Raw genomic sequence first — 12,418 nt, forward strand, 5'->3', positions numbered from 1 at the left:
AGTTCCGTCCAGCCCTCTCGTTCTGCTTGTGCGATTATTGCCAATAGCTCTGCATCTGTCACAAGGAAAAAGTAGAAAGTAAAAAGAAAAAAATAATGGAAACTTTACGGTTTAATTATAGAAATCTCTTCATTACGGTGTTTGCGATAAATTTTGAAATCACTATCTAAAGTCATCACCGCACTATTAGCAATTCGCTCAGACATTCTCACCAAACAAGCATCCGCAAACGACATCGGCACGGACTCATAACGATCCATCAATACTCGCACATTAACCGCATCCTCTTGCAAATCAAAAGCGATCTCAATTACATTCCCTTCAATCAACTCAACTATGGCACGTTGAATATGAGGCAAATCTCGAAACAGAAAACAAGCTTCTGAAATCACCGCATCACAAGTGAATACAGGTAAATCAACCAGATCCCATTGCTTTACAGCCCATTGATGAAAGCGATCGGACTTTCTGAAATATGCAACCAAAACACCAGTATCGAGAATTACGCGCTGACTCATTTCTGACCGTAGCCTTCCATATACTTCGGGTTAAAAGAAAGATCGTCAACGCCATCTTCAACAGCACCTTCCCATTTTTTGAGTAAATCGCGAGGAGAACCTTGGGACTTTTTTGCAATTGGGCGTTCAGGTTCTTGGTTAACTTGGCAAACATCGCCCAACTCAAACGAGAGAAATTCAATAAATCGCAAGACTTGTTGCTGTTGCTCAGTTGGCAATTCCTGCATTTTACTCAAAGCCTTTTCTAACACCGTCATTTTCTGAATCCTCCTACATACTGAATTATTGACATTTTACAAGATTTTTTAGTTGTGCGATCGCAATAACTAAAAAGTGCCAATTCAAGGATAAAATGGAATAGTTTATGATGAAGCTCAAAATACTTCATAAGGGGTGCGTCCGACCTTGAATTGGCGAACTTGGAATTTACGGGATTAATTTAGCCAAGGTAATTAAGAGATGAAATACAAAAACGATATTGCTTCCAAATTTACATCTACAGACAAGCCATTATCCCTAAATCTACAAACAAGACCATTCGCCCCCATTGGCTCCCCTCAGATCGACTCTAAATCTCAAGAACGCGATCGCCATCTCCCAGTAAAGTCGATCTTCGCTGAAAATATTCTTGCTAATCAAACCACATCATCAACTCCTCCCCTACAACTACAACCTATTAACCGTCTAAAAAATCCATCAGAAAGAAGAGCAAGGATTCAGCCCAAACAGACTGAATCCCAACCGATCGCATTACTACCCAAAAAGCCAAAACATAACTCACAGGAGATCGTGACCGATGGGGGAATAACCCTTCAAGCAAAGCCAATTATGGGCGAAGCGATCAATTCTCCATTAAAAAAGCGATCGCTCCAGCGCCAAAATTCGATGGGGGAGAAAAAATTACAGAGGAAACCCGATCTGCAAAGAAGAGAAGATGTTAACGGGAGAATTGCTTCGACGGATTTAGAATCGCAGATAGTAAGGCGATCGCCTTTGCAAAATATCGTGCAACGAGATGATACGTTATCAACCCCGACCGTTGGAGGATACGGTAGTGACACGATCGAAGGAAGCGGCAATTTCTTAGAATTTCTCGATGATGCGGCAAACGCGCTTAAAACATTAAGAGATCCGAGTAAGAGTTCCATCGAAGTGGGAATTGCTGGTAGCAAGGTTGTGGGTAGTCTCACTGGCACTGTTGTAGCAGGGCTTAAAGCGAATGAAATCGAAAAAATGACAAGTTGTTTGGAAGCAATGTCTGAGGGCTTCAAAATATTTGATGCAGGCAAGGAAGTCTGGGAAGCCTTGCGTAATGTAGATTTTTGGAACGACACGACAATGCAAACCTTTGAGAATGTGGCGGTGGTTATTGGTAAGTTGGGAGATTTTATTATGGGTTCTAGCAAGATCGCTAATGCTTTTGTCAGCGCTATGGAATGGGCTACGGGAAGATTATCATCCTTTACAAAGTGGATTCCCATAAGCGAATTGATTATGAAATGCGTCAAGTTTATGGTGTCGGTCAAAAAATGGATTTTTGCTTTCACCAGCTATAAGAAATTGAAAATATTACAGGGAACTATTGACCCAAGCAAGCAAAAGCAAGTCGGCTACTTGATAGACGAGCAATGGAGTCGGCTGAAGAATGGTGCAGTTCCCTTTGCCTCAACTGGAGTAGATTTCGCCTCTGAGACTGCCAAGTATTTCCCTAGTTTGGGTATCAATGTAGCGATCGTCGCTAGTTTAGGAACTGTGTCAAAGGCGCTACCTTTAGGGCATAAAGTTTTAGCTTCGGGTTACGACTATGCTCGGCAAGGATGGCGCAATCTCATCCAGAAGTATGCGAGTACAGGCATGAGTGAATACCTTGCGGCAATAGATAAAGCCGATCTAAATAGTTTCCGAGATGGTTTAGCCACTTTCGTCTTCAATGAAAGGAATGAAGCCCATGGGATGCTTATTTTAGAATCTCTCGGATTGGGAGCACGCGTTCAGACTATGGAAGATACTAAGGCAAAAGATGCGATCGCTGAGGCGGTAAAAGATATTAAGTAGATTTTTATGCCACGAAGAGCGTACCGCCCGCTACGCGGGCGGTACGCTCTTCTGGATTTTAAGTTTACTTATGCCTAGCTACTTAGTAAACTAGTTAGCAATGCGATCGCTTAGTTTTTATGAATGGTAATGGTTTAAACTCTATAGAGTGTCTATTTGCTTGCATGAAAGATTGTGAAATGTTAGAAAATAAACAAGATGGAATTTGAGCAATGAAAATCACCCTTGATATACCTCAAGTTGAACTTGAAAAATTAATTGCTCCTGCGATCGCTGAACCACGTATTGCTCTTCATGATATAAATTGGCAGCAATACCAAACCTTCATCAATCTATTTTCTGGACATCAAAATCTACATCTAACCTATCTCAAAGGAGCATTAGAAATCGTGACACTTTCGCCAGAGCATGAAATGCTGGAAAGAATGATTGCAAGGCTGATTGCGAGATTGCTGTATGTCTATGCCGATGTCATGAATATTGACCTCTTTAGTTGCGGCTCCGCTACTTGCAAATCAGAATTAACGGCGAGAGGATTAGAACCTGATGAAAGCTTCTGTATCGGTCAGCGTCAAGAATTTCCTGACTTAGCGATCGAGATAACGGTCACTAGTGGCGGTATTGATAAATTGGAGGTTTATCAGGAATTAGGAATTACCGAAGTTTGGTTTTATCAAAATAGAAAATTTGCACTTTATCATATCAATAGCGATCGCAGTGGATATAATGCGATCGCTCAAAGCCAATTCTTTCCCAATCTTGATTTAAACCTAATGGTCGAATACATCCAACCCGATCAAGAACCTGCAATGGTTAGAGCTTGGCGGCAATTGTTAAGCAAGCAGTAAATCAACCGTCTGAAGAAAATCTCCAAACAACATTTTCCTCCTTTTTCTTGATCAGCAATTTAAAGTATGTTCCAAATCCCAATTGGAGCTTTTTCTATAGTTTCTATTTCAGAGATATTGAAATCACAATCTTCCAAATCTTCTCTTACTCTTTCATAATAGGTAAGAGTTGTTAGGAACTTTATATGTTTCTCTGTCGTATTTATATTAAAATTGCCCAATTGATTCTTGAAAAACTGATAGACAAATATAAATGTTTTTAAGATAATATCTATTTCGTCACTTTCATAAAGTTTTATAATATACGTACTAATATTTACATTACTTCCAATTTTTTTGTGAATATACTTTGTAAAAGCGACTTTAAACAAAGCGAGCAAATGGTAATAAGGAGTATTAGAAAATTTGTTAAAATCAGAAAATTCATAATTTAATATTTTGGTTAATAGAATATCAAAAATGTAATAAGCACATAACATATCCTGATAGTTAGTTAAGTCATTAAAGACCTTCTCATAGAGACCGTCTTTACTTTCTTTGTGGGATATAAAAAGTAAATCTTTCTTTGTGGTTCTAATCTGTTGAGCATTATTAAATACACCTACAGGATCTTGTAGATGATAGGCTAAATAAACATTTGCAAAAATAATATTAGAAATTATTGTAACTCCTTTATCATTTAATTCTCTCTTTATAATTTCGTCATCTTGTCTAAACTCTCCCCTCCTTTTCTCGTACCAAAATTTTGTATTATAAAAATCATTTTGAAGTCTTTCTTGAATTATGTCATTTGCACAAAAATCTCTATCCTGAACAGGATTTTGCGAATTAGTAAACCGAGTTACATTCAAGTCAAAATCTTTACCCCCTGATTTTAACAATCTCAGTGTTATTAGAATTTCTTCATCCATTTGTGCTTTTTTAGCTGGCGAAGCATTTTTATAGGATCGGTAAATGGAATAAACAGTTTGAGCACCATTAATAATTTGTAATCCATTAAGCTCAAGAGACTCGGCTTGACTTCTTATACGTGGAAATGGAGAATAAGTAATAGCAGTAATGCCATTATTATAATACCAAAAATATTCAGGATTGTCGGTAGCAGTTCTTTCAATATCTTCATTAAATTGAGATTGCAAAAGAGGGTTACGGACATTTTTATAGAACAAATAAAAACCGTATTTGTCAAATAGATTGAATAAAGTTTTTGGTCTAATTAAAAACACATAGGCATCGAAAGGCTTATCGATTCTTATATAGTTACCATTCTTTGCATTAAGTCGTTCAATTTGAATAGGAACCTTAATCTCTTGAGGGTCATAATAATTTTCAAGAGGGTTAATAGGCTCAATCTTTTTATATTTCCTATCAATATAATCGATTTTAAGACGATCAATATCAATAATTTCAACCTTTGTTCTTTCTTGACCACGTAAAAAAGATTGAATGTTATCTTCTACTTTCACATTTTTCTTGCAAAGGCATAGGAAAATAAACTTTATATCACCGTTGTTCTTCAGATGCTCATATAGCTCTTCTAACTTTTTACTTAGCTTTGGATTAACATTTTTAACATCACCACGCAATATAGTTTCAAAGTCATTTAGAGCTTTAACTACTTCACCTCTTTCTATTTCACCTTCGCATCTATTTGCATTATTCCATTTTGATTGGACTATGTAGAATACTTTATTTCCAAAGTTGTCCACACTATCAACTATTAGATCGCAAGAAGCATCTCCATCTTTAAAACCATCATTACTATTACTTGTTGTATGTCCATTAACTAGAGAGTTACTATCGGTTATGTATGGCAGATACTCAGTACGTTTAGCATAAAAATCTAAAAACCAAATTAAGAAGGCATAGGATTTTTTGTTATTTTCACCTTGGACACCTTTTTGCTTTTTTAAGAATGCATCATCCTTATATTTTTCAATAATTGCTAGTAACTCATTATCGATTAGTTGGTAGAAATCCTTGGTTAGCATATTTCTAGGGAGGTTTGATTTGTATATTGACTTATTATATGCAAATCTTGTGAGTTAACTAACCAACACTATCGCCAAAATGACCAGTGCTAAGGATATAACACTAGTCATAGATATTTTAGCAATCTAAAGTATGTTCTAATTCCCAAGGACTAATGCGAGTGCTGTAATCATTCCATTCGCGTTGCTTTAATTTGATATAGGATTGCACAAATTCTGAGCCTAATGCATCAGGCAAAATCGTATTAGCTTGCAAACATCGCAGCGCATCCAAAAGATTAGCAGGCAATTGTTTCACCGTACCAAAGGGAAGCGGATCGGTGTAGGAATTATTGTCATAGCGTTGACCTGCTTCGCGTTGGTGTTTGATGCCATCAAGACCACTGGCGATGAGAGCAGCAGGAAGAAGATAGGGATTCGCGGCTCCATCGGCGAGACGGAACTCAAAGCGACCTGCTTCGGGAATGCGAATCATGTGGGTGCGGTTGTTGCCTGTGTAGCTGATCGTGTTGGGCGACCATGTTGCGCCAGAGTTGGTGACGGGGGCATTAATCCGCTTGTAGGAATTGACAGTGGGATTGGTGAAGGCACAGACAGCTTCGGCGGAATGCAATACGCCACCGATAAATTGATAGGCTAAGCTCGATAAACCGAGTTCTCCCTTTACGTCATCGAAGAGATTCGTATTTCCTTCTAAATCCCAAATGGAGAGATGGGTATGACAGCCGTTGCCCGTTAGGTGTGGGAATGGTTTCGGCATAAAGGTGGCGCGGAATCCATGCTTTTCAGTGATCGCTTTGACCATATATTTAAAAAAGGCATGGCGATCGGCTGTGACCAAAGCATCGGCATAAGTCCAGTTCATCTCGAATTGACCATTCGCATCTTCATGGTCGTTCTGATAGGCTCCCCAACCCATCGCTAACATCGCATCGCAGATTTCAGCAATGATGTCAAAGCGGCGCATCAGGGCTTGTTGGTCGTAGCAGGGCTTGCTAGCGCGATCGCTTAAATCAGAAATATCCGTACCATCAGCAGAGAGCAGGAAATACTCGCATTCCACCCCCGTTTTCACGCGATAGCCGAGGGCTTCCGCTTGGCTGAGGGCTTGCTTAAGAACATAGCGTGGGGCTTGTTTGACGGGTTCGCCATTCATGTAGAGATCGGCAGGCATCCAGCCAATTTCGGGTTGCCAAGGTAAGGAAAAAAGACTATTGCGATCGGGAATGGCGAAGAGGTCAGGATCGGCGGGTGTCATGTCAAGCCATGTGGCGAATCCTGCAAATCCTGCGCCATTGGCTTCCATCGAGTCGATCGCTGCGGTTGGCACTAATTTAGCGCGTTGCATGCCAAAGAGGTCAGTGAAGGAAATGAGAAAGTAGCGAATCCCTTTTTCTTGAGCAATTTCCGATAGAGCCTTAGTCATAATCCCGTAGTCACAATGTTTATCTCTCAGCAAACGGGATTATCGCTCAAATTAAAATGCAGTCTCGTATCAATCTTGTCAATATTTACCAAATTTTTATTCACCAAGTCTTTGCTACAAAATCCTGACCATTAGCGATCGCCACCGTATCCCCCGAAGGCTTAATTAGGAATAGCCCTTCCTGTGTGGCATATTCATCGGCTCGCTCATCAACTTTAATGCCAGCGATCGCGCCATAGAGCTTATAACTTTGATACTTAGGCAGAGCCTGTTTAAAACGATCTAAAGTGATTAAAAATCGCTTCACATCACGAACTTCTAAATGAGACTTGACCTCAATCGCCACCACTTCATTAGTATTTTCCGCGAGAACATCAATTTCGATAGAACCATTTTCATCCTGAGCTTCCACTCGTAAGGCTGTAAAATGCACTTCAATCCCTTTCTCGCGAAACATCCGCACCGCCGCAGGTCTAACTAAATTTTCGACAAATTCACCCCAGCGACTCGTAATCCCACCAACTTGCTTATTTGTCTGCGCGACAATTTTTTTGAGTTCAGCCATTTCTTGCTCAGAGGTCTGTTTATATTCTTGCAGAGATCTTTGCAAAGACTGCTCAAACTCTCGTTGTTGTTCTTTGCGTTGGCGTTCGCTTTCACGAAATAACTCGAAAATATCATCTATAGTTACAGGACGTTGAGACATAGTTTTTTGCGATCGCATTAGATGTTAATAATGATTATAAACTTTTCTAAAACCCCAACAATGAGTGGCGGCGCTTCGCGCCGCCACTCATCTTTCCTAGTAACTAGCGTAAACTGTAAATAGCGATCGCTGGATGAGTAAAGTTAGGAGATACGCAGATGACCACCCTATTACGAATCTCACAGATTGAAACCTTAGCAGGACAAAGCACAGTCCTCCATGAAATCGACTGGCAACAATTTGAATCGATCCTCCAAGACCTTGGCGACAAGCGCAGATCAAGAATTGCTTATTTAAACGGTGTATTAGAAATTGTTATGCCTTTACCTGAACATGAAAAAATTAAAGTTTTGCTTGGAGATTTTATAAAAGCACTTCTGGAGACAATGGAGATCGATTTTGAAGGGTTTGGCTCCACGACTTTCAAGCGCATTGATAAACTTGCAGGATTAGAACCCGATGACTGCTTCTACATTCAAAACAATGTCGCTATGCGTGGTATCCGCAAACTAGACATGACCATCGATCCACCGCCCGATTTAGCGATCGAGGTAGATGTAACTTCCAAAACTAAGTTTGATGTTTATCGCGTTCTTGGTGTACCTGAACTCTGGCTATACGATGAGATATTGAAAATTTATATCCTGCGTGATAGCGATTATGTCGAATCGGAATTAAGCCCTATTTTTGGAGATATTCCGATTCGTGAAGTCATACCACAGTTCTTAGAGATGAGTCTTAGCCAAGGACGCAGCACAGCGATGAAGGCTTTTCGAGTATGGATGCAAGAGAATCTATCCCGATGATTCTTAGCGGCTTAGCAATTCCCCAGCTGCTTGACGAATGAACTTCTCATCTTCAGGATTTTGGTAGGGATTGCCAGCTCGATGTCCCCAGATTGAAGGAATGGGAAGATAGGTACTATGGGGAATTAGAGCCGCCTCGCGATCGCAATCTTCGGTGGTGAAATACAAATCCGTAGTGCTGGGCATGACTAGGGTTTTCGCTTGAATCGATCGCATGGCAAGTTCATAATCGTTTTGATAAATGGGATTATCGCTGACATCGCACCTGAGCCAAGTATCAAGCATCGCCATCAAATTTCGCGGATCGCGCTTACGATAGCCCGCTTCCCAACCACGCAAGAGATAATCTTCGAGGGATGCGTAACCGAATTGATAATACAAACCTTCGCGATAAAAGGCTTGGGATGCTGCCCAACTGGCGTAAATTCTGGCAAAGGTGCGAAATCCGCGATCGGGAATACCATCAAAACCAGTTCCATTCCAAGTTGGATCGGCTGTGAGGGAACATCGCAAACTCTCTAAGAAAATGCGATTGTGATCGGTGGTTTTCGCCGTGCCGCAAATGGCGGCGATACGTTCGACGCGATCGCTATACAATGCGCCCCAATGATAGGCTTGCTGAGCGCCCATCGACCAGCCATAAACTAGGGCTAAGCGTTCAATCCCAAAGACTTCCCGCAGCAATTGCTCTTGAGCCGTGACATTATCTAGATGGGTAAACCAGAAACCTTGCTCAGCTAAGCCACATTCCGCGCAATTACTAGGCGAACTCGATAGCCCATTCCCAAACATATTGATGATAATCACGAACCACTTTGTCGGATCGAGAATGCCATCAGGTCGCACTAGCCACTCAATATCGGAGTGTTGCGCTCCGTAGGAAGTGGGATAGAGAATTACATTGGAGCGATCGCTATTTAGTTCGCCGTAGGTCTGATAAACCAATTGCGCTTGTGGCAAAACCGCACCGCACTGAAGCTGAAAGTTCTTAATTGTAAAAACATTTCCAAAAACATTCATGCTGCCGAGTTCCCAGTCTTCTCACCAAAATTAGCGATGATTTGCCGATGGACATTGAAGTAGCCCTTTTCCACACATTCAAAATGGGAACTTAGTTTTGCATGGGCTGCGCCTAATTGATGGAAGGGGATGGAAGCATAGAGATGGTGCTCGGCATGGTAGGAGATATTCCAAATCAAGAATCGCAAGGGTGCAAGGGTGAGGGTGGTGCGGGTGTTGGCAAGCATATTGTCGGTATTGGGGCGATCGGTATGCTCGGCTAGGAGCAAAAATCGCAAAATTGGCTGACCGACTGCGAGGGGCAGCATCCAGTAGGTGATAAACCAAAGCTGCTGGAAATATACAGAAATCGCGATCGCCACGGCATAAACCAATAGCTGTAAACGGTTCGAGCGAATCACTTCGGCATAGGAACTTTCGGGAATAAAGGGACAGTTCTCGAAGTTGCCGATCGCTGTAAGAAAATGTCTCTTAAACTTGCCAATCCACCAAGTAATCCCGCTAATTTCGATGATATATTCCTTAAGATTAGTGGGTTTGCGATCGCTTAATTCAGGATCTTTATCGAGAACCTGTGTATAGCGATGATGCCACTTGTGATAGAGGCGATAGAAGGTACTGTTGTAAAAAGATAAAAGTCCCGCAAACCAACAAAGGACATCATTGGCACGATTATTGGTAAAAACAGTACGATGGGAGGATTCGTGCAGTGGCGCAAACATAATCGCAAAGCTAAATCCATAAAGCACGAGGGCAGGTACAGCTATAAACCAGCGATCGCTCAGATTCTCCATATTTGTGCCCCAGAGATAGCCGCTACCAGCCATCACGGTAAGATGTCCTAGTAATTGCAAAGTTCCTTTGACATTCGACTTGACATTTAAAGCGCTTAATTCTTGAGGAGAAAGAAGTTGATTCGGTTTTAGAACGGATTTTCCTGAATTTAATTTCAAATTCATTTCAGTGTTAATTTCATTCGGTGATGGAGAAATTACATCTACTTCGCTATCAATTTCGCTATCAATATTTTTAGCATTTTTAACATCGCTGGAAAACATGATTAAAAACTCATTATTTACTTACATTAGGGCATTTGGCGCTTTATGCCGTTATACCCTATGAGTATCGCGCCAAAAAGTTTTTGAATAAGTCAAAGTTAATACTAAACAGTTAAAATCTATTAAAATCTATGCTCCTACATTTATCCACATGGCAAGAAGTCGAAGCCTACCTAAAGCGATCGCCAGCGGTAATTATTCCCATCGGCTCCACCGAGCAGCATGGCCCCACAGGCTTAATCGGCACTGATTTTATTTGCGCCGAAGCGATCGCCCGTGCGGTTGGGGAAAAAGCCGATGCTTTGGTTACTTCCACGCTGACGCTGGGCATGGCGGAACATCATACGGGCTTTGCAGGTACGATTAGCCTCAAGCCATCCACCCTTACCTTAGTAATTCATGATGTGGTGCGATCGCTCGCCAAACACGGATTTAAACGTTTTTTCTTTCTCAATGGTCATGGTGGCAATATTGCCGTACTGAAAAATGCCTTTACCGAGATTGCGAATGAACTTCCCGATACAAGCTTTCGGCTCGGTAACTGGTGGGCAAGTAACGAAATTTATAAGCTGGTGAAAGAGTTATATGGCAATCAAGAAGGCTACCATGCCACACCTAGCGAAATTGCGGTAACCATGTATCTTTACCCTGACTCGATTAAGAACGCGCCGCTCAGCCAATCGGTCAATAAGGATAGCCGCATCTATAGCCCTGAAGAATTTCGTCAACGCTATCCCGATGGGCGGATGGGTTCAAATCCAGCCCTTGCCACAGTCGAGCATGGGAAACAACTTTTTGAACTAGCCGTCAAAGAGCTCGTCAGCCAGTACAACGATTTTCTTGCTGAGGCTTAATAGGTAAGTAGCTAAGCATAAGAACTAGAAGAACGTACCGCCCACTAAGCGGGCGGTACACTCTCTGGTTTTGGTTTTTAACTATGCCCAGCTACTTATATGGACTAATACCAATTCACGAAAGTGTAGCCACACTTTTGGGAATTGGTATAAGGGTTTGAAAAACTAAAAATGGCTACGCCATTTTTAGTTTTGGTATAAAGCAAGATTAAGTCATTTACAGCAACGTATAAAATCACTAATCGTTGTATGCTGATCAACTTAAACATCAAAAGTACTTGCATTTTGGCATCATGCTCGATCGTGCAGCGATAACCGTAGCTATCTCCCTATGCCCTGAAGAAGCAGTTTGCTACTTAGCGAGGGTCTATACAACCCTAGTGGTTTTCAATCCACCTGAGTTTATCAAAACATCCGTTGGTAGCAGAGTGCTAATTCATTCGCTTGGATATCCCGATAATCCCGAATCTGCTCATATATGCAAACAACTGATGGATGAGTTTGGCTTTGATACCGAAACTTTTCCTGCAACTGCTCTACAGGGGCTAGCCACGATCGATTCGATATTTCCCTGCGATCGCCAAAACCTAGAAGTAGATTTTGAAATAGATCGCCAGCTAGATATTGCACCCACAAGCCTGATCGATATTCAATCAAGGGTAGAAGATCGCGGACAATCAGCATGGTTAGTACAACTAAAAGAAACCTACTTTCTGCAAGAACCAATTTATGATGTTTTGCCTCCCATCAATACCGAAACAGGTAATATTTGGCTACCACAACATAAGTCCCATTTAGAGGATTTTCGCAAAGCCCTAAGGCGAGACATTCTCCGCAGCAAGGTTTAAAGATAGAAAGGCTTCGCAAAGCGAAGCCTTTCTATCTTTTTATGCCAAGTTAAGAAATGGCTATGCCATTTTGAGCTTTGGTATAAGTCGTTCAGCATAATTAAAAAACCAAAACCAGAGAGCGTACCGCCCGCTACGCGGGCAGTACGCTCTTCTAGGTCTTAAGTTTACTCTTATAGCAATGAAAGAGATAGTTAGGACAAATCAAAAACCAAATAAATAAAGGCGGCGCTTCGCGCCGCCTTTATTTATTTGGTTTTTATGTCCTAAGTAAAACTTTCACTGCTA

12 protein-coding genes are annotated in these 12,418 nt (G+C 41.3%); 5 read left to right on the forward strand and 7 right to left on the reverse strand.

The genetic code is table 11. From position 1 onward, the window contains the following. Window positions 1-104 precede the first annotated feature (104 nt). Together PseudUWO310_RS14430 and PseudUWO310_RS14435 are read right to left on the reverse strand one after the other, a co-directional pair. Window positions 105-518, reverse strand: coding sequence for a type II toxin-antitoxin system VapC family toxin (locus tag PseudUWO310_RS14430; protein ID WP_142602424.1), 414 nt, complete (start codon window positions 516-518; stop codon window positions 105-107). Next, window positions 515-775 (reverse strand): hypothetical protein, encoded by a 261-nt coding sequence (locus PseudUWO310_RS14435; RefSeq protein WP_142602426.1) that lies wholly within the window; start codon window positions 773-775, stop codon window positions 515-517. The genes PseudUWO310_RS14430 and PseudUWO310_RS14435 overlap by 4 nt, the downstream gene beginning before the upstream one ends. 202 nt (window positions 776-977) lie before the next feature. Here PseudUWO310_RS14435 and PseudUWO310_RS14440 point away from each other — a divergent pair, with 202 nt between their 5' ends. After that, window positions 978-2,573, forward strand: a complete 1,596-nt coding sequence (locus tag PseudUWO310_RS14440; RefSeq protein WP_142602428.1) for a hypothetical protein — start codon at window positions 978-980, stop codon at window positions 2,571-2,573. Window positions 2,574-2,785: 212 nt separating this feature from the next. Then, window positions 2,786-3,421, forward strand: a complete 636-nt coding sequence (locus PseudUWO310_RS14445; protein ID WP_142602431.1) for a Uma2 family endonuclease — start codon at window positions 2,786-2,788, stop codon at window positions 3,419-3,421. A gap of 59 nt (window positions 3,422-3,480) precedes the next feature. Here PseudUWO310_RS14445 and PseudUWO310_RS14450 read toward each other — a convergent pair whose 3' ends face one another. The 3 genes from PseudUWO310_RS14450 to PseudUWO310_RS14460 form a co-directional block, all read right to left on the reverse strand. Continuing rightward, window positions 3,481-5,412: an AIPR family protein gene (locus PseudUWO310_RS14450; RefSeq protein WP_142602433.1), complete on the reverse strand. Its 1,932-nt coding sequence runs from the start codon at window positions 5,410-5,412 to the stop codon at window positions 3,481-3,483. Between the two features lie 118 nt (window positions 5,413-5,530). Continuing rightward, window positions 5,531-6,838, reverse strand: a complete 1,308-nt coding sequence (gene glnT / locus PseudUWO310_RS14455; protein ID WP_142602434.1) for a type III glutamate--ammonia ligase — start codon at window positions 6,836-6,838, stop codon at window positions 5,531-5,533. A gap of 100 nt (window positions 6,839-6,938) precedes the next feature. Continuing rightward, window positions 6,939-7,544: a DUF3782 domain-containing protein gene (locus tag PseudUWO310_RS14460; RefSeq protein WP_142602435.1), complete on the reverse strand. Its 606-nt coding sequence runs from the start codon at window positions 7,542-7,544 to the stop codon at window positions 6,939-6,941. Window positions 7,545-7,702: 158 nt separating this feature from the next. Here PseudUWO310_RS14460 and PseudUWO310_RS14465 point away from each other — a divergent pair, with 158 nt between their 5' ends. Continuing rightward, window positions 7,703-8,350: a Uma2 family endonuclease gene (locus PseudUWO310_RS14465; protein WP_142602437.1), complete on the forward strand. Its 648-nt coding sequence runs from the start codon at window positions 7,703-7,705 to the stop codon at window positions 8,348-8,350. A 3-nt stretch (window positions 8,351-8,353) separates the two neighbouring features. Here the strand turns inward: PseudUWO310_RS14465 and PseudUWO310_RS14470 are convergent, their stop codons facing one another. Both PseudUWO310_RS14470 and PseudUWO310_RS14475 read right to left on the reverse strand, forming a co-directional pair. Beyond that, window positions 8,354-9,370 (reverse strand): alpha/beta fold hydrolase, encoded by a 1,017-nt coding sequence (locus PseudUWO310_RS14470; RefSeq protein WP_142602440.1) that lies wholly within the window; start codon window positions 9,368-9,370, stop codon window positions 8,354-8,356. Beyond that, a complete protein-coding gene (locus PseudUWO310_RS14475; protein ID WP_142602442.1) occupies window positions 9,367-10,428 on the reverse strand; it encodes a fatty acid desaturase family protein in 1,062 nt (353 codons plus the stop codon). Before PseudUWO310_RS14475 ends, PseudUWO310_RS14470 begins: the two co-directional genes overlap by 4 nt. Window positions 10,429-10,559: 131 nt before the next feature. Between PseudUWO310_RS14475 and PseudUWO310_RS14480 the strand changes: the two genes are divergently transcribed. Next, entirely contained in the window at window positions 10,560-11,282 is a 723-nt protein-coding gene (locus tag PseudUWO310_RS14480) for a creatininase family protein (protein ID WP_142602445.1), read from the forward strand. Window positions 11,283-11,575: 293 nt separating this feature from the next. After that, window positions 11,576-12,130, forward strand: a complete 555-nt coding sequence (locus PseudUWO310_RS14485) for a hypothetical protein (RefSeq protein WP_142602448.1) — start codon at window positions 11,576-11,578, stop codon at window positions 12,128-12,130. The last annotated feature ends 288 nt before the right edge of the window (window positions 12,131-12,418 follow it).

It is taken from the genome of Pseudanabaena sp. UWO310, from assembly GCF_006861605.1.
Lineage (GTDB): Bacteria > Cyanobacteriota > Cyanobacteriia > Pseudanabaenales > Pseudanabaenaceae > Pseudanabaena.